The 21968-nt window shown below is 72.3% G+C and carries 13 protein-coding genes and 2 pseudogenes; 4 read left to right on the top strand and 11 right to left on the bottom strand.

The window, feature by feature from the left end; translation table 11 throughout:
• Window positions 1-3: 3 nt before the first annotated feature.
• The 11 genes from ACIO9K_RS10525 to ACIO9K_RS10475 all read right to left on the bottom strand — a co-directional run bounded on the left by ACIO9K_RS10525 (window position 4) and on the right by ACIO9K_RS10475 (window position 17274).
• The gene (locus tag ACIO9K_RS10525) at window positions 4-948 is read right to left on the bottom strand and encodes an ABC transporter permease (RefSeq protein ID WP_400328372.1); all 945 of its coding nucleotides are present in this window, start codon (window positions 946-948) and stop codon (window positions 4-6) included.
• On the bottom strand, window positions 941-1867 hold the full coding sequence (locus tag ACIO9K_RS10520; RefSeq protein ID WP_363372519.1) for an ABC transporter permease: 927 nt from the start codon (window positions 1865-1867) through the stop codon (window positions 941-943). The genes ACIO9K_RS10525 and ACIO9K_RS10520 overlap by 8 nt, the downstream gene beginning before the upstream one ends.
• Window positions 1868-2008: 141 nt before the next feature.
• Window positions 2009-3646 carry an ABC transporter substrate-binding protein gene (locus ACIO9K_RS10515; protein WP_400328370.1) on the bottom strand — a complete coding sequence of 546 codons (1638 nt, stop codon included), beginning with the start codon at window positions 3644-3646 and terminating at the stop codon, window positions 2009-2011.
• Window positions 3647-4075: 429 nt separating this feature from the next.
• Entirely contained in the window at window positions 4076-5980 is a 1905-nt protein-coding gene (typA, locus tag ACIO9K_RS10510; RefSeq protein WP_350879930.1) for a translational GTPase TypA, read from the bottom strand.
• A 272-nt stretch (window positions 5981-6252) separates the two neighbouring features.
• On the bottom strand, window positions 6253-8106 hold the full coding sequence (locus ACIO9K_RS10505) for an ABC transporter family substrate-binding protein (protein WP_400328367.1): 1854 nt from the start codon (window positions 8104-8106) through the stop codon (window positions 6253-6255).
• Between the two features lie 92 nt (window positions 8107-8198).
• Complete coding sequence (locus ACIO9K_RS10500) at window positions 8199-10808, bottom strand: SpoIIE family protein phosphatase (RefSeq protein WP_400328365.1); 2610 nt, start codon at window positions 10806-10808, stop codon at window positions 8199-8201.
• Window positions 10809-11062: 254 nt separating this feature from the next.
• Window positions 11063-13816 carry a SpoIIE family protein phosphatase gene (locus tag ACIO9K_RS10495; protein WP_400328363.1) on the bottom strand — a complete coding sequence of 918 codons (2754 nt, stop codon included), beginning with the start codon at window positions 13814-13816 and terminating at the stop codon, window positions 11063-11065.
• Window positions 13817-13995: 179 nt separating this feature from the next.
• On the bottom strand, window positions 13996-14412 hold the full coding sequence (locus tag ACIO9K_RS10490; RefSeq protein ID WP_363585429.1) for an NUDIX domain-containing protein: 417 nt from the start codon (window positions 14410-14412) through the stop codon (window positions 13996-13998).
• 10 nt (window positions 14413-14422) lie between these two features.
• On the bottom strand, window positions 14423-14605 hold the full coding sequence (locus ACIO9K_RS10485) for an SPOR domain-containing protein (RefSeq protein ID WP_400328361.1): 183 nt from the start codon (window positions 14603-14605) through the stop codon (window positions 14423-14425).
• Between the two features lie 179 nt (window positions 14606-14784).
• Window positions 14785-16224 (bottom strand): DUF4190 domain-containing protein, encoded by a 1440-nt coding sequence (locus ACIO9K_RS10480; protein ID WP_400328359.1) that lies wholly within the window; start codon window positions 16222-16224, stop codon window positions 14785-14787.
• 231 nt (window positions 16225-16455) lie between these two features.
• Complete coding sequence (locus tag ACIO9K_RS10475) at window positions 16456-17274, bottom strand: methyltransferase domain-containing protein (RefSeq protein WP_400328357.1); 819 nt, start codon at window positions 17272-17274, stop codon at window positions 16456-16458.
• 159 nt (window positions 17275-17433) lie between these two features.
• Here ACIO9K_RS10475 and ACIO9K_RS10470 point away from each other — a divergent pair.
• The 4 genes and pseudogenes from ACIO9K_RS10470 (at window position 17434) to ACIO9K_RS10455 (ending at window position 20832) form a co-directional block, all read left to right on the top strand.
• Window positions 17434-18581, top strand: a pseudogene (locus ACIO9K_RS10470) (dihydrofolate reductase family protein).
• A 57-nt stretch (window positions 18582-18638) separates the two neighbouring features.
• Window positions 18639-19304, top strand: coding sequence for an HAD-IA family hydrolase (locus tag ACIO9K_RS10465; RefSeq protein ID WP_363629566.1), 666 nt, complete (start codon window positions 18639-18641; stop codon window positions 19302-19304).
• 58 nt (window positions 19305-19362) lie between these two features.
• Window positions 19363-19506: pseudogene (locus ACIO9K_RS10460) on the top strand (type II toxin-antitoxin system Phd/YefM family antitoxin); the annotation flags it as partial.
• 240 nt (window positions 19507-19746) lie between these two features.
• Window positions 19747-20832 carry an IS110 family transposase gene (locus ACIO9K_RS10455; RefSeq protein ID WP_400328355.1) on the top strand — a complete coding sequence of 362 codons (1086 nt, stop codon included), beginning with the start codon at window positions 19747-19749 and terminating at the stop codon, window positions 20830-20832.
• Window positions 20833-21968: the final 1136 nt, after the last annotated feature.

Below are 21968 nucleotides of genomic sequence, written 5' to 3'. Positions count from 1 at the left end.
CTCTCAGCGGAGCTTCGGGTCGAGGGCGTCGCGCACCGCGTCGCCGAGCATGATGAAGGCCAGAACCGTGAGGCTCAGCATTCCGGCGGGGAAGAACAGGGCGAACGGGGCGGTCCGGATCACCTTCTGGGCGGTGTTGATGTCGATGCCCCAGGAGATGGTCGGGTCCTGCAGACCGATGCCGAGGAAGCTCAGCGTCGCCTCGGTGGCGATGTAGCCGCCGAGCGCGATGGTGGCGACGACGATCACCGGGGCGACCGCGTTCGGCAGGATGTGCTTCCACAGGATCCGGCTGGTGCCTGCGCCGAGCGCCTTGGCGGCCGTCACGAAGTCGGCCTGCTTGACCGTGATGACCGAACCGCGCATGACACGGGTCATCTGGGTCCAGCCCAGGGAGACCAGCGCGAAGACCACGCTCCAGATGGTGCGCGAGGTGAAGGCGTTGAGGATGACCAGGGCGCCGAGCAGCAGCGGGATGCCGAAGAAGATGTCGGTGACCCGGGAGATGATCGTGTCGACCCAGCCACCGAAGTAGCCGGCCAGCATGCCGGTGATGCCACCGAGGATGGTCACACCCGCCGTGACGCAGATGCCGACGACGACCGAGGCGCGGGCGCCGTAGATCACCCGGGCGTAGATGCTGCGGCCCTGGAGGTCGTAGCCGAACCAGTCCGCCTGGAAGAAGTGGCTGTAGTTCGGCTTGGTCAGGTAGTGCAGACGCAGGTCGCCGGCGCGCGGGTCCGCCGAGGTGAACAGCCCGGGGGCGATCGCGATGACGATCAGCAGCAGGATCAGCAGCGCGGAGACCACGAAGATCGGCTTGCGGCGCAGGTCGTGCCAGGCGTCGGAGCCGAGGCTGCGGGCCTTCTCGGGCTTGGCCGCCGGGGTGTCGGCGCCACGCTGGGCCGGGATCTCCTCGGCCGTCTTCTTCTCGGTCAGGTCAGGCATAACGGATCCTCGGGTCCAGGACCGCGTAAAGCAGGTCGACGATCAGGCCGGCGGCCAGGTATACGAGCACCAGGAAGGCCACGAAGCCGGCGACCGTCGGGCCCTCCTTGTGGTTGATCGCCGCGTAGAGCGCGTTGCCGATGCCCTTGACGTTGAAGATGCCCTCGGTCACGATCGCGCCACCCATCAGGGCGCCCAGGTCGGTGCCGAGGAAGGTGACCACCGGGATCATCGAGTTGCGGAGCAGGTGGGTGCCGATCACCTTGCGCCGGGGCAGGCCCTTGGCCACCGCGGTGCGGACGTAGTCGGCCTTGATGTTCTCGGCTATGGAGGTACGGGTGAGACGCGCCACGTACGCCAGCGACAGCGAGCCGAGCACGAACGCCGGCAACACCAGTTGGGTGATGTCGTTGCTGTCCTGGACGGTCGGCGTGACCCACTTCAGGTTCTGCCCGAAGACCGTCTGGAAGATGAAGCCCAGCACCGGAACCGGGATCGAGATCAGCAGCAGGGTCAGGACCAGGGTGCTCTTGTCGAACGCCTTGCCGCGGCGCAGACCGGCGAAGAGGCCGATGGTGACGCCGAGCACGATCTCGATGGCGAACGCGAACAGCGCCAGCCGGGTGGTGACCGGCAGCGCATCGGTGATCACGTCGAGCACCGGCCGCTGGTCCAAGGTGGTTCCGAAGTCACCGGTGAGCAGCTTCCCCATGTAGTCGAGGTACTGCTGGACCAGCGGCTTGTCGAAGCCCATCTGGTGCCTCAGAGCGGCGAGCTGGGCCGGGTCCGGCGCCTTGTCGCCCCACATCGCGGCCACCGGGTCACCCGGCAGCGCGTGCACCATGAAAAAGATGAGCGCGGTCGTTCCGAGGAAGACCGGGATCATCTGGAGCAGTCGCCTTGCGACAAAGCGCCCCATCGTGCCTCCATGTATGACTCTGCCGGGCCCGTCATCCCGGCCAGAGATAAGTCGGCGTGCCAACGGCCGGTGCCAGTCCTCGCCCTTGTGGGGATGGGACGGGCACCGGCCGTTGTCACCGGGTCAGGCGGTGCCGACCGATTACTTCTTCTTGACCTCGACGTCGGTGTAGACCGGGTTGCCGAAGGAGTCGAACTTCACGTTCTGGACGTTGTTGGACCAGCCGGAGCTGGTCTTGTAGTACCAGAGCGGGATGGCCGGCATGTCCTTGGCCAGGACGGCCTCGGCCTGCTGGTAGAGCTCGGTGGTCTTCTCCACCGTGGTGGCCGCGTCGGCCTCCTTCGAGAGCTTGTCGAACTCCGGGCTGGAGTAGCCGGCGTCGTTCGCCGCCGCACCGGTGCCGTAGACGTCGCGCAGGAAGTTGGCGTTCAGCGGGTAGTCCTGCACCCAGCCGGTACGCATCATGCTCGACACCTGACGCTTGGTCACGATGTCGCGCGAGGTCTTGAAGTCCGGCTTCGGGTCACCGAGGCACTCGACGCCGGTGGCCTGGCGGATCGAGTTGCAGACCGCGTCGACCCACTCCTTGTGACCACCATCGGAGTTGTAGAGGATGGTGATCTTGTTGCCGGGCACGCCGTTGCCCTCGGCGATCAGCTGCTTGGCCTTGGCCGGGTCGTACTTGCAGGCGTCGCCGCAGGCGCCGGCCTTGTAGCCCATGACGCCGGGCGCCACGAAGCCGTCGGCGGGCTGACGCGTGCCGTTCAGCACGGTCTTGGTGATGGTGTCGCGGTCGATGGCCATCGACAGGCCCTGGCGGACCTTGGCCTTCTCCGGCGCGTTCCAGTCGGCGTTGTACAGCGCGAAGGAGATGTTCTGGATGGCGCCCTGCGGCTGGTCGACCGCGCGCTTGCCCAGGTCGTCCTTGTACTTGGGCAGGTCGGTCGAGTCGACCTGGTCCAGGACGTCGAGGGTGTCCGACATCAGGTCCTTGTACGCGGCCTCACCGGCGGTGTAGTTCCGGAAGACGATGCCGCCGTTCTTGGCCTTGTTCGTGCCCGCGTACTTGTCGTAGGCGGCCAGGGTGATGGCCTTGTTGTGCTCCCACGACACGAACTTGTACGGGCCGTTGCCGACCGGCTTCTGGCCGTAGCCCGCCGGGTCGGAGAAGAACCCGGTCGGCAGCGGGTAGAAGGCCGAGTAGCCGAGCTTGTACGTGAAGTACGAGACCGGGCTGCTCAGCTCGATGGTGAAGTGCGTGTCGTCGACGACCTTCAGACCGGACATGGTGTCGGCGGTCGGGTCACCCTTCTCCGGGTGAACGGCGTCGTAGCCGACGATGTCGGAGAACCAGTCCGAGTTGATCTGGTTGTTCTTGGTGTTCGCCGACCAGTTCCAGGAGTCCACGAAGGACTTGGCCGTCACCGGGGTGCCGTCGTGGAAGGTCCAACCGGACTTCAGCGTGACGGTGTAGTTCTTGGCGTCAGTGGTCTCGATCTTGTCGGCCACCTGGTTACGCAGGGCGCCGGTGGCGGGGTCGTAGTCGACGAGGCCCTGGAAGAGCTGCTTGACGATGCGGCCGCCCTGGTTCTCCATGGCGTTGGCCGGCTGCAGCGGACGCTGCGGCTCGCCGCTCTGGTAGCTGAACACGCCCTGGGCGTTGACCGCAGCGCCATCGGAGCTGCTCCCACCGGTGGAACCGCCACTGCTACAAGCAGTCGCGGCGAGGGCGACCGCAACAGCTGCGACAACCCACTTGGCCTGGCTCCCACCACGCATCGGTGTGCCTCCTGAATTCGACGTTGCAACGAGGAGGGCACTGCGGACGGGTGTTACCTGGCCCGCTGTGCCGTCCGCGCTCGTGGTTTCGGCGCGCACCCCTGCGCGTCACCCTTGACCCGAGCCTGACTGCACCCACTATCCGTCACGCACGGACACGAAAGTGACCAGTGACGATCTCAATTAGGTCACATGAACAGTCGGTAAGTTTCGAAAACCGGACATAAGAGACATAGCCAGACAGGCACCAAACGGACAGTCGTCATGAATGACGAACTGTCACGTTCGCTCAGCGGACACCTGGGAGTGATGAGCGCTATTCCGTTAATACGCCCGTCGACAACTTGGAGTAGTTGAAAAAGTTCGCCCCCCTCTCCATGGGAAAGGGGGGCGAAGCATTCCGGCCAAAGGCCGGTCAAGCCGTCCGGATCACGCCTTCTTGGCGCGCGAGGCGGTGCGGCCGCGGTCCTTCGCGTCGAGGACGACCTTACGGATGCGAACCGTCTCCGGGGTCACCTCGATGCACTCGTCCTCGCGGCAGAACTCCAGCGACTGCTCCAGCGAGAGCTTGCGCGGCGGGACGATCGACTCGGCCACGTCCGCGTTCGAGGAACGCATGTTGGTGAGCTTCTTCTCCTTGGTGATGTTGACGTCCATGTCGTCGGCGCGCGAGTTCTCGCCGACGATCATGCCCTCGTACACCTCGGTGCCCGGCTCGCAGAAGAGCACGCCGCGCTCCTGGAGGTTGGTCATCGCGAAGGCGGTGACCACGCCGGACCGGTCGGCGACCAGCGAACCGTTGTTGCGGGTGGTCAGGGTGCCGAACCACGGCTCGTGGCCCTCGTGGATCGAGTGCGCGATGCCGGTGCCGCGGGTGCTGGTGAGGAACTCGGTCCGGAAGCCGATCAGACCGCGGGACGGGACGACGAACTCCATCCGGACCCAGCCCGAGCCGTGGTTGGACATGTTGTCCATCCGGCCCTTGCGGACGCCCATGAGCTGCGTGACCGCGCCCATGTGCTCCTCCGGCACGTCCACCGTGAGGCGCTCGACCGGCTCGTGGGTCTTGCCGTTGACCTCCTTGGTGACGACCTGCGGCTTGCCGACGGTCAGCTCGAAGCCCTCGCGACGCATGGTCTCGATCAGGATGGCCAGCGCCAGCTCACCGCGGCCCTGCACCTCCCAGGCGTCCGGGCGCTCGGTCTCCAGGACGCGCAGCGAGACGTTACCGATCAGCTCGCGGTCCAGGCGGTCCTTCACCTGGCGGGCGGTGACCTTGCGGTCCACCTTGCCGCTGGACTTCGCGTCCGCGCCCTTGCCGCTGCCGCCACGGCCGACCAGCGGCGAGGTGTTGGTGCCGATGGTCATCGAGATGGCCGGCTCGTCCACCGTGATCAGCGGCAGCGCGATCGGGTTCTCCGGGTCGGCGAGGGTCTCGCCGATCATGATCTCGGAGATGCCGGCGACGGCGCAGATGTCACCCGGGCCCGCCACCTCGGCCGGCTTGCGGGTGAGCGCCTCGGTCATCAGCAGCTCGGAGATGCGGACGCTGGAGATGGTGCCGTCGCGCTTGATCCAGGCCACGGTCTGGCCCTTGCGCAGCTCGCCCTGCTCGACGCGCAGCAGCGCGATGCGGCCGAGGAAGTTGTCGGCGTCGAGGTTGGTGACGTGGGCCTGGAGCGGCGCGTCAGCCTCGTACGTCGGGGCCGGGACGTGCTCCAGCAGGGTGGAGAAGAACGGCTCCAGGCTGGTGCTGTCGGCCGGGACGGTGCCGTTCTCCGGCTTGGTCAGCGAGGCGACGCCGTCACGGGCACAGGCGTAGACGATCGGGAACTCGATCTGGTCCTCGTCGGCGTCCAGGTCCAGGAACAGGTCGTAGGTCTCGTTGATGACCTCGTCGATCCGGGAGTCCGGGCGGTCCGTCTTGTTGATGCAGAGGATGACGGGCAGCCGGGCGGTGAGCGCCTTGCGGAGCACGAAGCGCGTCTGCGGCAGCGGGCCCTCGGAGGCGTCGACCAGCAGGACGACCGCGTCCACCATCGACAGACCGCGCTCGACCTCGCCACCGAAGTCGGCGTGGCCCGGGGTGTCGATGATGTTGATGGTGATGGGCGCGCCACCATCCTTCGGGTGGTACTTGACGGCGGTGTTCTTCGCGAGAATGGTGATGCCCTTCTCGCGCTCCAGGTCGTTGGAGTCCATCATCCGGTCGTCCAGGTGCTGGTGGGCGGCGAAGGCGCCGGCCTGCTTCAGCATGGCGTCGACCAGAGTGGTCTTGCCGTGGTCGACGTGGGCGACGATAGCGACGTTGCGGATGTCGTTGCGCGTGGGCATGCCTAGCGGATTCTCCTGGAATCGTGGGTTACGGCGCCCGGCCGCGAGACGCCGACCAGCGATCCCTCTGGATCGCCGCCGCCCGTTCCGCCTGCTACTACCGGTCCACCCGCCGTGGCAACGGACATGCCCCGGCTTCCTCCTATCGTACGGGGAAGCGCCCAGGTGAGCAGAAACGGGCAGGTCGGGCGGGATCAAGATCACAGGCAGGCCACCCGTTCGTCACCCGGTGTTCGCTCCCCGACCGGCTCCGGCGGGCCCGGGGAACGGGCTCAAGCGCTCCACCCCACGTCCTGGAAGCGCGGCCAGCCGTACCCCCAGACCCCGGCGCCCGCGACGCCCGCCCGGACGCCGACCAGCTCGGGCCGCTGGTAGAGCGGCACCGAGTGGCCGAGCTGCCAGATCCGCACGTCCGCCTCCTGGAGCAGGCGGAGCCGGGCGGCCGGGTCGAGCTCGGCGGTGGCGCGGTCGAAGAGCCGGTCGATCTCCTCGGTTCCGCTGCGGGCGTAGTTGCTGCCGGGGTCGAGGGTGCCGTCGGCGTCGGGCCGGGGCTTGGCGTAGACGGGCCGCTGCTCGCTCGCCGGGCTGGTGCCGGCGGGCCAGGAGAACAGGGCGAGGTCGTACTCCCCGGCGGCCAGCTGGTCCTGGACGAAGGTGTCGGCGGACGCGGTCACGGCCTTCACCTCGACACCGGACTCGCCGAGGTCGGCGGTGAGCGCGTCGGCGGTCCGCTTGGCGGTCGCGGAGCCGGCCGGGACGAGCAGGGTGAGGGTGAGCTCCTTGTCGTCCTTGGTGCGGGTGCCGCCGGTGTCGGGCCGCTTCCAACCCGCCTCGTCGAACAGCCGGGCGGCGTCGGCCGGGCCGGCGGCCGCACTGTTGTCGCGGTAGCCGTCCTGGTCGCCGGCGAGCAGGTGGCTGCCCAGCGGGGCGCCGGGCAGGCCGAGCGGGGTGAGCGCGGCGTCGGCGATCCGCCGCCGGTCGACGGCGCGGGTCAGGGCGAGCCGCAGGGCCGGATCGGCGAGCGGGCCGTGGGCGGAGTTGAGGGTGAGCTGGGTGAGCGAGGCACCGACGGCCCGGTGCACGATGACGCCGTGCAGTCCCTCGGCCCGCCGCAGGGCCAGCGCCGCGGCCTCGGGTGCGGCGGGCGGGGGCGCCGCCTCGGCGGTCGGCGTATCGGAGGCGCCCGGGGTGGCGGTCGGTGTGGCGGAGGCGGTGGGCGTGGCGGAGGCGGCCGGGGCGGGGGCGGGCGCGGGCACCGCCTGGTCCACCGCCGCGGTGAGCGGGGCGATGTCCAGCCGGTTCTGGTCGAGCGCGTCCAGCCGGCCCTCCGGCGGCGCGGCGATGAACTCGATCCGGTCGGTCTTCGGCTGGTCCCCCCACCACCGCGGGTTGCGGGCGAGGACGACCTGCCCGCCCGCGGCGTCGTACCCGGAGACGGTGTACGGCCCGGCGCTCAGGTGCTCTCCGCCGGTCAGCGCCCGGTTGAACGCGGCCGGGGTGGCCGTCTCGGCCGCCGGGTAGAGCGGGCCGAACAGCGAGCGCCATTCGGCATACGGGCGCCGGAAGGTCACCCGGACTTCGTGCGGGTCCGCGCCCTGGGCGATCGCGTCGATGGCGTCGTACCCGGCCGGGCGTCCGCCCTGGTAGGCCGGGTCGAGGCCGGAGAGGGCGGCCCGCTGGGCGGTCAGGTCGGCGGCCGTGATCGGGGTGCCGTCGCTCCAGACCGCGCGCGGGTTGAGCCGGTAGGTGACGACCTGCGGCTGCTGCCCGGGCGGGGTGGACTCGGCGCCGGCCAGGTAGTCCGGATCGGGGACGAGCCGGCCGTGCCCGTCGGGCCGGAACAGCGAGGGGTAGAGGGCGTGCGCGAGCAGTGCCGAGTCGGCGGTCGCGTCGCCCTGGTAGACGTTGAGCGTGGCCGGGACGCCGTCCACGGCCCAGCGCAGCCTGCCGCCGCCCCGGACGGCGGTGCGGTCCGCGGCCCGGACGTCCCCGGTGCCGGAGGTGGGGTCGGCCGAGGCCGGCGCGGGGTCGGGGGTACGGGCCGGATCCGGGCCGTCGGAGCAGCCGCCGAGGCCGGCGGCGAGCAGCAGCGCGACGGCTGCGGAGGTGAGCTGGCGGACGCGCATGGCGGCCATGGAACGCCGTCCGGGCGCCCGGACGCGGGCCGACACGGCGAACCGCCCGCCGACTGCACCCGGACGGCCGAACCGCGACCGGCCTAGAGGCCCAGCTCGAACCAGACGATCTTGCCCTTGGGCGTCCGCCGGCTGCCCCAGCGCTCGGCCAGCAGGCTGACCAGTTGCAGGCCGCGCCCGCCCTCGTCGGTCTCCTGGGCGCGCCGCTGCCGGGGCTGGGCGTAGCCGTCGTCCCAGACCTCGCAGACCAGGCCGCGATCGCGCAGCAGCCGCAGCCGGATCTCGCCCCGGCCGTGCTTGAGCGCGTTGGTGACCAGTTCGCTGACCAGCAGCTCGGTGGTGTCCACGAGCTCCTCCAGGCCGCGGGTCAGCAGCCAGCTGCAGGCCAGCTCGCGGGCCTTGGCGACGGAGGTGGGCTCGGGCGGCAGGAACCAGTTGCCGACGGCGTCCTCGGGGAAGGCGTGCACCTTGGCCATCAGCAGGGCGATGTCGTCCTCGCCGTGGTGCGGGTTGAGCTCGCCGAGGACGTGCTCGCAGAGTTCTTCGAGGCCCTTGCCCTTGGCCGACAGCGCGGTGCGGAAGCCGCGCAGGCCCTCGTCCAGCTGATGCTTGCGGCTCTCCACCAGGCCGTCCGTGTAGAGGCCGAGGATGGCGCCGTCCGGGAGGGTCAGCTCGACCTCCTCGAAGGGCTCGCCGCCGACGCCGAGCGGCAGGCCGGGCGGGACGTCGAGCATCCGGGCGGGCTCGCCGGGGCTGAGCAGGACGGGCGGCAGGTGGCCGGCGTTGGCGATCCAGCAGCGCCGGGTGACGGCGTCGTAGACCGCGTAGACGCAGGTGGCCAGGTAGACCTCGCGGGCCTCCTCGTCGGCGGCGGAGGTGAGCCGGCCGTACGGGGTGGGCGGGCCGGCCGGCACGGTGTCGCCGCCGAGGCCGCGGGCGATCTCGTCGAGGGCGGTGAGCACCTCGCCGGGCTCCAGGTCGAGCATGGCGAGGGTGCGGACGGCGGTGCGCAGCTGGCCCATGGCGACGGCGGCGCGCAGGCCGCGACCCATCACGTCGCCGATGACCAGGGCGGTGCGGTTGCCGGGCAGCGGGATGACGTCGAACCAGTCTCCGCCGACCTCGGTGTTGTTGTTGCTGGGCAGGTAGCGGCAGGCGATCTCCAGGCCGCTGGCGGCCGGGTTGCCCGGGGGCAGCAGGCTGCGCTGGAGGATCAGGGCGCGCTCGTGCTCGCGGCGGTAGAGCCGAGCGTTGTCGATGCAGACGGCGGCGCGGGCGACGAGTTCCTCGGCGATGGCGACGTCGCGGGCGTCGAAGGGCTCGCTGCCGATCGCGCGGGAGAGCTGGACGAGGCCGAGCACCTGGTCGCGGGCGACCAGCGGGACGATCAGGGTGGAGCGCAGCAGCGGGTCGGGCCCGGGCTCGGGGACGACGCTGCGGCCGGTGCGCAGCGCCCGGGCGTGCGGGGAGCGTCGCGGGTAACAGAGGGTGCCGCCGGCCTCGGCGATGGGCAGGCCGGTGACCGAGCCGAGCACCGAGGAGGCGCCGCCGATGACGCTGGAGACGGCGACCCGGCGCAGTTCGCCGCTGCCGTCGGTGAGCACGGTGTCGCCGAGCCGGCCGGCGCTGGGCACGGTCTCGCCGGAGAGCAGCGCGGTGTACAGGTCGACGGTGGCGAGGTCGCAGAACGGCGGGACGACGACGTCGAGCAGTTCCTTGGCGGTGGTCTCCAGGTCGAGGGTGGAGCCGATGTGCGCGCTGGCCTCGTTGAGCAGGGCGAGGTTGCGGCGGACGCCGTCGGCCTCGCGCTCGGCGACGTGCCGGCTGGTGACGTCGGAGACCTGCCCGGCGACGCCGATCGGCTGTCCGGCCGCGCCGTTGAGGCGGTACAGCGAGACGGCCCAGAGCCGGTTGCCCTCGCGGGTGGGGACGGCGCCGTGGAAACGCAGGTCGAAGACGGGCTCGCCGGTGGCGAGGACCTTGCGCAGGGCGGCGGTGAGGCGGTCGGCCTCGGACGGCGGGAAGAGGTCGTGCGGGGTGAGGCCTTCGAGGTCGGTGGGGGCCAGGCCCATGCCGGAGGCGAAGGCGTCGTTGACCCGCTGGAGGCGCAGCCGGTCGTCGAACAGGATGAAGCCGGTGGGCGTCTGCCCGAAGACGGCCTCGGAGGCGGCGAGGTCGGTCTCGACCCGGCGCAGCCGGCCGAGGTCGACGGCCAGGCAGGTGGCGCCGGCGGTGGGCAGGGCGCTGTCGGGCATCAGGTAGAGCTCGGCGAGGCCCTCGCCGCCGACGGCGTCCCGGTAGGGGGTGGTGCCGACCCACTCCTCGCCGGCCAGGGCGCGTTCCAGCCGGGCGCGTCCGCGCTGCCAGAGCTCGCGGGGGACGAAGGTGGTGATCGGGTCGGCGCCGACGGCGTCGGGGGCGGGGACGCCGAAGAACTCGGCGGCGCGCTCGCTCCACTGGCTGATCCGGCCGTCGGGGCCGATGGTGAAGGTGGCGACCCGGATGTAGTCGTAGATCGACCCGGGGCCGCCCGCGCCCCACGGGTGGTCCGCGGCCCCCGGGTGGTGACCGAGGCCCACGGGGCCGGCGCCGGGCGGGTCCGCCGGCGCGGGCAGGTGCGGTGAACCGGCCTGCCCGGGCACGACAGCATGACCGCTGCTGCTCGGCGCGTTCCGCGCCGGGGTGCTGTTCAACGGACCGACCCCTCCAACCCGCGACCGTCCGGATGTCGAGAAGACCGAGTATTCATCATCGAGGGGTACGTTCACACGCCCTCAACATCACAACATCAGATCGGGCGAAGGTTTTTGTCCTACCGCCCGCGCAACCACAATGCCACGTCCGCGCCCCCTTCCGGGCTGCGCGCTCCCCCCGGCCACCTGCTGGCATATGCGGTCCCGCCCTCCTCGCCCCCGCTCGGGCTCGCGCCCCCGACCCGCTGCGCTCCCTATGACTCCTCGGGCTCACTACCCGGCAGCGCCTGCTCGAACCAGACCACCTTGCCGATGCCCTCGGCCCGGGCACCCCAGTGCAGCGCCAGGCGGCGGACCAGTTCCAGGCCCCGGCCGCCCTCGTCGGCCTCGGCCGCGTGCCGCTCCCGGGGCGGCTCGGGCAGCGGGTCGGAGATCTCGACCAGCAGCGTCTCACCGAGCGTCAGCCGCACGCCGATGGGGGCGCTGGCGTACCGGACGGCGTTCGTGACCAGCTCGCTGACCAGCAGCTCCGCGGTGTCGGTGAGCTCCTCGACGCCCCACTCGGCGAGCGTGGAGCGGACCAGCCGGCGGGCCCGGGAGACGGCGGTGGGCTCGGCGGGCAGGGTCCAGCCGGCCGTCGGGGTACCGGCCTGGCCGTGGCCGAGCCGGGCCAGCAGCAGCGCGACGTCGTCCGGCTCGCGGCCCTGCTCCATGGTGTCGAGCACGGCCTCGCAGGCGGCCTGGATGGAGGCGTGCGGCTCCTGGAGCACGGTGACCAGCCGGCCGAGGCCGACGTCGAGGTCCTTGTCCCGGGACTCGACCAGGCCGTCGGTGCAGAGGGCGAGCAGGCTGCCCTCGGGGATCTTCAGCTCGACGGATTCGAACGGGACGCCGCCGACGCCGAGCGGGGCGCCGGAGGGCAGGTCGAGGATCCGGCCGGCGCCGCCGCGCAGCGGGCCGCCGGTCCGGGTCGGTTCCCCGCCCTCCTCGCCCGGCACCACCAGGACGGGCGGGATGTGCCCGGCCTTGGCGACGGTCAGTCTGGCCGTCCCCGGGTCGAACACCGCGTAGACGCAGGTGGCGAGCAGCGCCTCGTCCGGGCCCTGGGCCAGGTCGTCGGCCAGCTCGTGGACGTGCCGCAGCAGGACGTCCGGCGGCAGGTCGAGGGCGGCCAGCACCCGGACGGCGGTGCGCAGCCGGCCCATGGTGGCGGCGGCCCGCAGGCCGTGGCCCATCACGTCGCCGACCACCAGCGCGGTGCGGTCGCCGGGCAGCGGGATGACGTCGAACCAGTCTCCGCCGACCTCGGCGCCGCTGCTGCCGGGCACGTACCGGTAGGCGACCTCGACGCCGGTGGGCTGCGGGACCTGCTGCGGGAGCAGGGTGCGCTGGAGGGTGAGCGCTGCGGTGCGCTCGCGGGCGTACAGCCGGGCGTTGTCCAGCGAGCTGCCGGCCCGGTCGGCCAGCTCGACGGTGAAGGCCAGGTCGTCCCGGTCGAAGCCCTCCCGGTAGCCGCCCCGGCTGACCAGCAGCAGACCGATCACGATGCCGCGGGCGCGCAGCGGGACGACCAGCATGGAGTGCACGCCCAGGTCGTGGGCGGCCTGCGTCTTCGGGTCGCCGGGGTACGTCACGTCGTCGAGCTGGTCCGCGCCGGAGAGCAGTTCGGGGACGCCGGTGCGCAGCACCCGGCCGCAGGCGGAGTCCTCGGCGAAGGTGATCCGGGCGCCGCGGCGGAGCATCACCTCGACCTCCGGGCCGTCCTGGACGGAGGCGGTGCCGAGCTGGAGCAGCGAGGTGCGGCGGTCGTGGCCGTGCCGGGGCAGGTCGTCACCGTGCGCGACGGCCTGCAGCAGGATCACCGCGGAGTGGTCGGTGAGCCGGGGGACGACGGAGCTGGCGAGCTCCTGGGCGATCCGGGCGGCGTCGAGCAGGTCGCCGACCCGGGAGCCGAACTCGTTGAGCAGCGAGAGCCGGCGCCGGGCGTGCTCGACCTTGGCGACGGCGCGGTAGCGCTCGGTCACGTCCATCACGGTGCCGGAGATGCCGAGCACCCGGCCGGAGCGGTCGGTCATCCGGCTGTAGGAGATCGAGCGGTAGCCGGAGCGGGCGGTGACCGGGGAGGCGAGGGTGACGTCGATGACCGGCTCGCCGGTGGCCAGCACCTGGCGCTGGATCGCGGTGACCTCGTCGGCGGCCCGCTCGGGCAGGGTCTCGCCGGTGGTCCGGCCGACGTGGTCCGCCAGGGCGACGCCGTTCATCTCGGCCAGGGTCTGGTTGACGGCGGTGTAGCGCAGCTCGGTGTCCATGATCGCGATGCCCAGCGGGGACTGCTCGAACAGCGCGTCACGGACGGCGAGGTCGCGCTCGACGGCCCGGACGGCGGCCGCCTCGGCCATGTTCACCTGGAGGAACGGGGTGCCGTCGCCGTCCACCAGGAGGGAGATCCGGGCGTCCACCGCGATCGGCACGCCGTCCCGGTCGCGCAGTTCGGCGTTGCCGGCCCAGCGGCCGTGGCGCAGGGTGTCCTGGATCGCGGCCCGGATCCGGCCGACCTGCTCCTGGTCGGGGATCAGCTCGTCGATCCGGCGGCCGACCAGCAGCTCGTTCGGCCAGCCGAGCAGTTCCTCGGCGGCCGGGCTCCAGAGCACCACCCGGCCCGCGGTGTCCAGGATCGCGATGGCGACCTTCAGCATGTCGAGCAGGCTGCCCTCGGCCGGCGCGCCGGCGCCGTACGGGGCGTCGGACGGCCCACCGGGGAACGGCCGGGCGGGCCGGCTGCGCACGCCGGGCTGGGGGCCCGGGTCGGAGACGGGGACGGCCAGGGTCGGCGCCGGCTGGTCGGGCCGCGGGGCTTCGGGGGCATCGGCGGCGTCCCGCCGGCGGCGGCCGGCCGGTGGCTGCGGGGCGGCGGGCCGGGCGCCCCGGCGCAGCCGGGCGCGGGCGGCTGCGCTCCCCGCGGCGCCTGTCCGCGGTGCTCCTCCGCCGCCGTTCCCGGTACTCGACACCGACGGGGCCTCCGGCTCTGGTCGGGATCGGCGTCGCCGGCTGGGACGGCTCACCGATGGTGACGAATAGTGCCGAAAAGTGACATACCCAGCAGAACCCAGGCTATCCCGGCCGCCGGGTCGTCTTGTCTGATTGACCTACCCCGTACCCCGCGCGTCGCACACCGGCTCAGGCCGTCCTATGCATGGAGCAACCGGGCGACGTGCGGCAGGACGTCGCGGTCGTGCTCGATCCAGTCGACGCTGTCCAGCTCGGCCGGGCCGAGCCAGCGCAGCTCGTCGTGGTCCTCCAGCGGACGGGGGTCGCCGGCCAGCAGCTCGGCCGCCCAGAAGCGCAGCTCCAGACCCGGCCGGACGCTCCACGCGCCCGGCAGCCGCTCCAGCGCCCGTGCCCGGACGCCCAGCTCCTCCAGCAGCTCCCGCTCCAGCGCCTGCGCCTCGGTCTCGCCGGGTTCGGCCTTCCCGCCCGGGAACTCCCAGCGTCCAGCCACCGCCGCGGGCGCGCTGCGCCGGGCGGCGAGCACCCGGCCCCCGTGGATGAGGGCGCCGCCGACGACGATCCGGGGCTCGACGGGGTTCTCGCTCGCCTTGTCCATGGGCCCGACCTTAGGTCCTGTCCGGCCCCTCACCGTCCACAGCGGTGGCCTCGGCCTCGACCCAGTACAGCTGCTTGTGGCCGCGGGCCTCGAACTCGGCCGCCAGCCGCTCCGCCGCGACACGGTCGAGCCCGGCCGCGACCAGGAAGCGGTTGCCGTTGTCGTCCTGCCGCATCACCCGAAAGGCGCTCATGGCAGGGAGCGTATCCCCGGCCTGCGTGGGGGTCGGGCCGGGGATCCGCCCCCACGACGCTACGGGCGGCTCGCTACCGGCAGGTACGGGTGCGGTTAACGGCGGGTAACCCGGCCGCGCCCGGCGGCCCGGACCCGTCGGCGGCCCGGACCCGTCGGCGGCCCGGACCCGTCGGCGGCTCAGACCTGGAGGTCGGGCACCTGCTCGCCGGTGGACAGGCCGAGCCCGCGCCGGATCTCGATGCTGAGCGGCACCGACTTGGTCACCAGCGCCCGGGCCCGCCGGACGTCGCCCTCCAGGTCGTCGCCGGAGGCCGCCGCGTCCCAGGCGGTGGCGGCCGCCTCCTGGGCCGCGGCCAGCTTGCGGACCGCCGGCTTGACCTCGGCCGGCCACGCCACCGACGCCTTGTTCAGCGCCGCGGCCTCCGCGTGGGAGGCGGTGGACATCCGCCGGGCCCAGGTCCGGTACTCGGACGACGCGTCCGCGAAGCCCTTGCTCGGCTGCTCCGCGTAGGCGTCGTTGAAGCCCCGGACGGCCTCCAGGTAGGCCAGCTGGGCGGGGTTCAGGCTGCCCCGGTCGGTGCGGACCGTCCCCAGGTGCTCGCCGTCGCGGTCCTCGAACGCGCAGGTGACGTAGCGGTCGCCGGACCTCCAGTTGCCCCGGGTCGGGTAGAGGTAGACGTCGTCCATGCCGTCCGGGATCGCCCACTGGTCGAGGGCGTAGTCGTCGAGCACCGTGCGGCACAGTTCGGCGGCCCGCAGGCGGACCGTCGCCTCGCCCGGGTAGGACGGGCCGTCGCCCGCCGGGATCCGGGCGGTCCCGGCCACCTCGCCGTGGTGCGGGGCCGAGCACGGCACCCGGCGGACCCAGTAGAGCGTCTCGTCGCCGCCCTCGGGGTCGGCCCGGCTGCCGTTGTCGGGGGTGTTGTAGCAGTCCCCGGACTTCAGCGCGGCCCACGGGACGGACCCGGCCGGAGCCTTCGTGGACTGGCCGAACCGGCCGCCATCGGGGGACTCGAAGGTCGAACCGGCCACGACGAGCGACAGCAGCACCGTGCCGACCACGCCGAGCACCAGACCGGTCACCGCCATGCCGAAGCCGCGCTCCTTGCGGCGGTTGATCTGGACCAGCGCGATGATGCCGAACACCAGGGCCACCGGCGCCGCCACGACCAGGCCGGTCACCAGGGCGGCGACCGCGAAGCCGTTGGTGACGGGGGCGGGCCGGGGGTAGGGGAAGCCGGGCTGGAGGCCGGACTGCGCGGCGGGCGGCACCGACGCCCAGCCGCCGGCGGGCAGCGGCGGGGGCGGGGGCTGCGGCGGGGCCTGCGACGGCAGGGGCGCGGCCCACGGGTTGGCGGGCGCGGGCGGGAGGGGCGGCACGGGCGGGGCGGGCGCGGACGGGGCGGGCGCGGACGGGGCGGCGGGGCCGGGCTGTCCGGGTACCGCGACCGGCTCGGGCTGCCCGGCCTGCGCCTGCTGCTCCGGCTGGTCCGCCTGCTCCGACTGCCCCGCCCGCTCGGCCCGCTTCGCCGGCGCGGCCTCGTGGGCCGGTGTGCGGGGATCGGCCGCGGGCGACTCCGGCCCCGGCGCGGGCGGCTCGGACGCAGGCTTGGACACGTGGACTCCCCCGGCCCGCCGGTACGGGCATCGACTCGGCAGCTCGACTCGTCGGCTCGCCCCCTCCGGCAACGGGCCGGACGGGCCCGAACGGCCCTGGTACGAGCGGACGCGCGACTTTACCCGATCTTTCCGAACGCCCGCGCGACCGTTTCGCCCGCCCCGCCGCCCATCCCGCCGCCCGGCCTCGCCCTCGGCCCGTCGCCGGCCCGTCGCCGGCCCGGCCCCCGGTCAGCCGCGCGCCAGGATCTCGCCGTGCAGCATGGAGAACCAGCCGTCCCCGGCGGCGCTCCACTCCTGCCAGCCGGCCGCGATGCGCGCCAGTTCGGCCTGGTCCGCGAAACCCCGCTCCACCGCCGTCCGGCCGATGGCGGAGCCGGTCACCCGGTCCGCCCACATCCCGCCCCACCAGGCGCGCTGCTCGGGCGTCGCGTACGTCCAGGTGGTGGCGGTCGCGGCGATGTCGGTGAAGCCCGCCGCCCGCGCCCAGGACAGCAGCCGCCGCCCGGCGTCCGGCTCACCGCCGTTGGCGCGGGCGATCCGCTCGTACAGCTCCAGCCAGCGGTCCAGCGCGGGCGCCTCGGGGAACCAGGTCATCGACGCGTAGTCGACGTCCCGGGCCGCGACCACACCGCCCGGCGCCGCGACCCGGCGCATCTCGCGCAGCGCGGCCACCGGGTCGGCCACGTGCTGCAACACCTGGTGAGCGTGCACCACGTCGAACTCACCCTCTCGATAGGGCAGTTCGTGGACATCGGCGACCTCGAACACGACGTTGGACAGGCCCCGGCCGGCCACGTACGCGGCGGCCTGCTCCAGCACCTCGGCGGAGGTGTCCACGGCCACCACGCGACCGCCCGGGCCGACCAGCTCGGCCAGGTCGGCGGTGATCGTGCCGGGCCCGCAGCCGATGTCCAGCAGCGCCTGCCCGGGGCGCAGTTCGGGCAGCAGGTAGGCGGCCGAGTCGGCCGCCGTCCGGGAGCGGTGCGAGCGCAGCACGGCCTCCTGGTAGCCGTGGGTGTAGACGGTGTCGGGCTGCTGTCCGGTCATGGTGTCCCCCTGGGGAGTGGTCGGTTTCCGCGACGCCTTCGACGCTAGTGGACGTTCCGCATTCCGAGAAGATTCGTCTCACCTGTCGATCACCCCGCGACCGCACCACCCCCGGCGGCCGTACCGTGGGGCGCACCCGAGAGAACGGTCCCCCCGCCCATGCCCGGCCAGCGCCCCTTCGTCCTGCTGAGCGCCGCGATGTCCCTCGACGGCCACCTCGACGACGCCTCCCCCGACCGCCTGCTGCTCTCCAACCGGGCCGACTTCGACCGGGTCGACGCCGAACGCGCGGCCGCCGACGCCGTCCTGGTCGGCGGCAACACGCTGCGCGCCGACAATCCGCGCCTGCTGGTCAACGACCCCGCACGCCGGGCCGCCCGGCTCGCGGACGGCCGCGCCGAGTACCCGCTGAAGGTGACGCTCAGCGCGAGCGGCGCGCTCGACGCCGGCCTGCGCTTCTGGCACACCGGCGGCGCCCGGCTCGCCTACACCACGGACGCCGGCGCGACCGTGCTGCGGCCCCGCCTGGACGGGCTGGCCGAGGTGGTCGCGCTCGGCGGCGCGGTGGACCTCGGCGCGGTGCTGGACGACCTGGGCGCGCGCGGGGTGCGCCGGCTGATGGTCGAGGGCGGCGGCGGCGTGCACACCCAGTTCCTGGCCCAGGGCCTGGCGGACGAGCTCCAGCTGGCGGTCGCCCCGCTGCTGGTCGGCCAGGCCGAGGCGCCGCGGTTCGTCCGCCCGGCCGCGTTCCCGGGTGGCCCGGCCCGGCGGATGCGCCTGCTGGAGGCACGTACGGTGGACGACGTCGTCCTGCTCAGGTACGCCCCGAAGGAGCCCGCCCCGTGACCGGAGTCCGTCCTGTGACCGCCGACCTCGACCACCTGCGCCGGGCCGTCGAACTCTCCCGCCGCTGCCCGCCGTCCGCGACGGCCTTCTCGGTCGGCGCGGTGATCGTCGGCGCCGACGGCGAGGTGCTGGCGGAGGGCTACAGCCGGGAGGGCGACGCGCACGACCACGCCGAGGAGGCGGCCCTCGGCAAGCTGCCGACCGGCGACCCGCGGCTGCGCGGGGCGACCGTCTACAGCTCGCTCGAACCGTGCGGACAGCGCGCCTCGCGGCCGGCGCCGTGCGCCCGGCTGCTGATCGCGGCGGGCGTGCCGCGGGTGGTGGTGGCCTGGCGCGAGCCGGACCTGTTCGTCACCGACTGCCAGGGCACGGCCCTGCTGACGGCGGCCGGGGTCGAGGTGGTGGAGCTGCCGGAGCTCGCCGAGGCGGCCCGCGCGGTCAACGCCCACCTGCTCGGCTGATCTTTTGTATCATCGGGGAACAAAGAGCTCGTCCTTCCTTGCCCGAGGAGCAGCCCCATGCCCGCCACACCCCTCCAGCTGACCGCTCGCGCCCTCCTCCTGGACATGGACGGCACCCTGGTCAACTCCGACGCCGTGGTGGAGCGCTGCTGGCACCGCTGGGCCGAGCAACACGGACTCGACCCCGTCGCCGTGCTGGCCGTCGCCCACGGCCGCCAGGGCCACGCGACGATGGCCGAACTGCTGCCCGACCGCCCGGTGGAACTCAACCTCGCCGACAACCGGCGGATGCTCGCCGCCGAGCGCGCCGACACCGACGGCGTCGTCCCGATCCCCGGCGCCGGCGCCTTCCTCGCTGCCCTGGACGGCCTGCCGCACGCCCTGGTCACCTCCGCCGACGAACCGCTCGCCCGGGTCCGGATGGGCGCCGCCGGCCTGCCGATGCCGCCCGTCCTGGTGACCGCCGAGTCCGTCGGCGCCAGCAAGCCCGACCCGGAGGGCTTCCTCAAGGGCGCCGCCGCCCTCGGCTTCGCCCCCGCCGACTGCCTCGCCTTCGAGGACTCCGACGCCGGCATCACGGCCGCCCGCGCCGCCGGCATCCGCGTCGTCGGCATCGGCCCCCGCGCCGCCGCCCACCGGCCGGACGCCCACGCCGACACCCTCGACGACGTCACCGTGACCACCGCACCGGACGGCACCCTGACCGTCACCGTCCGCCCCTGACCGGGGCGGCGACCCGGTCACCCTTGTCACCGCACGAGTCAGACGTAGGAGTCGAGCCATGAAGACGACGACCTACTCGGATTCCCGCGCGCGCTACGCCGAGGTGCTGAACGCGGTCACGGACGACCGCGAGGAGATCGTGATCACTCGCGCCGGACACGAACCGGTGGTCATAGTCTCACTGGAGGACCACCAGCCCCTCTAGGAGACCGCAGTGATGATGTGACTGGTGGTTCTGCTGATGAGCCTGACTCGCCCTCTGACTGACGTCTCGGACTGTCCTGTTTTGGATTTGTCGGCTCATCAGCGGGGTCACCACGCACGCGGCCGGACGGGCGCCTGTGACTTCATAGGAGCTTGGTCCAGAAGCCCCGTCACTGTCTTGTCCACCCGCCCGACCGGCGCGTGCCGCCCTCGGCTCGGACAAGCGGCAAGGACGGACATGACCAGCATGACGCACGACAGCCCGGAGATCACCGGCGGAGTCGACACCCACGGACTGACTCACCACGCGGCCGTGATCGATCCGCTCGGCCGGCACCTCGCCGACCAGGAATTCCCCGCCACCATCGTCGGCTACCGGGCCCTGTTGGACTGGATGCGCTCGCAGGGCACCCTGAAAGCAGTCGGGGTCGAAGGGACGGGCGCCTACGGCGCCGAGCTCGCCCGAGTGTTGACCGCAGCCGGGGTGACGGTCGTCGACGTCGACCGGCCGGACCGCAAGACCCGCCGGATGAAGGGCAAGTCCGACCCGATCGACGCCTACGCCGCCGCCACGGCGGTGGCCTCCGGGCGGGCCACCGGCATCCCCAAGAGCCGAGACGGCGTGGTCGAGGCCGTCCGGGTCCTGCGCGTTACGCGCCGCAGCGCGGTCAAGGCCCGCACCCAGGCGATGAACCAGATCCGCGGCCTGCTGGTGTCCGCTCCAGCGGTGCTGCGCGAGCAGCTGGCCGGCCTGGACCGCAGCGTCCTGATACGCACCCTTTCCCGCCTGCGTTGCGGCGGCGACCTGTCCACACCGCTGACGGCGACCAAGGCCGCGCTGCGGCGCCTGGCCCGCCGCCACCAGGCGCTGGACGACGAGATCGCCGAACTCGACGCCGAGATCGGCCCAATGCTCAAGCAGGCCGCCCCGGAACTCCTCGCGCTGTTCGGCGTCGGTCCCGAGACTGCCGGCCAGCTGCTGGCCTCCGCCGGGGACAACCCCGAACGGATGCGTTCCGAGGCCGCCTTCGCCCACCTGGCCGGGGTCGCTCCGATCCCGGCTTCCTCCGGCCGCACCCACCGCCACCGACTCAACCGCGGCGGCGACCGGGCGGCGAACAACGCCCTGCACACCATCGTGCTGGTCCGCATGCGCTACGACGAGCGCACCCGCGCCTACGTCGAACGCCGCACAAAGGAAGGCCTGTCCAAGAAGGACATCATGCGCTGCCTCAAGCGCTTCGTCGCCCGCGAGATCTACCGCGCCCTGACCAGCACACCAACCCGACGAATCACCCAAACCAACCTCGCTCCTGCGGCTTGACATCCATAGGAGCATCCTCACCACCAACACTTTGGCCGCCCCAGGTCGAGTAGCACCCGTCACCCGAGCCCGAAGGAAACGCGACGAAGTTGTATCCGTTCTCGATCAGCAAACGCGCCCGCTAGCCGATGGCCCAGGAGGCCAATGCCCAAGTGCACGAGAGCCTCCTACGCCCACCACCGCTGGGCTAGACTGCCCCCATCGGCGGGTACGCACGCCGAACTCCGGCCCAGGCACATCTCCCGCTTTTGCCTCGGCTGCGACGGACAAGGGCCTCCGGCTCGCGTAAGCCATCGTCGTTCCCTGCGAGGGGCCGGCGCGGGCGGGAGCGCGCCTCCGCCCCCGGAGGACGGCATGGTTCAGAACAGTGCACGCAAGCGTGCGGTACGACACTCGGCCTCATTGAGCGGTTCCAAATACACCACTGCTCTGCGTGGGGTTGAAGCAGAACGTCGGCAGTCACAGTCCACTACGTCTCAGGTGCAACATCGGCAGGCCAGTCGGACTCGCCAAAAGGCGGCCTCCGTACGGCGCAGGTATACCGGGGAGAGCTACACCGCTGCGTTGGCAGGAGTCGGAGCATCAGGTGACCTGGGTCTGGACTCGCCAAGGCCAGAACAGCAAGAATTCCGTGCCCTCCTCGCACTGGCACTTCTCAATAAGGGGCAGATTTCCCCAGCAGGCATGGGGTGGGAGTGCAGCACACTCAGTGCCTACGATCCAGTCATCTCATCTCGTGACGACGCGTTGGTCGTCAGTGACTCACGAGCTCCCGATAATGTCACGGCGTGGATCCTGCCGACACGCTCTCCGGGTGCACCGCTGCGCATCCCTGGCCTGCGCCTAGCGTCGACCCATGAGTCCGACCATCGAACCTACGTAATGCAGCACCTCCCGACAGGGGCACATCTGGTCGTCACTTCCAGCCCGGCTGGAGAAGTGCCTTCAAGCGCAGGAGACGCAAGCCCTTGGCGCGATCACCTGACGCTCGACGATGAGCTGACAATGCGAGAGCAGCACGCACTCGACGCAATCCCGAAGATGACTAGCAGCGCCCGAGCACTGTTGGCAGGCTTGGTAACGCGCTACACCATGGAAGATCCCAAAGGGAAATGGGCCACCAGCTGGGATTGGGA

Origin of the sequence: Kitasatospora sp. NPDC087271, assembly GCF_044744605.1 — a bacterium.
Lineage (GTDB): Bacteria > Actinomycetota > Actinomycetes > Streptomycetales > Streptomycetaceae > Kitasatospora.
Note: the sequence above shows the minus strand (reverse complement) of the source record. Positions and strands in the feature narration are given on the sequence as shown.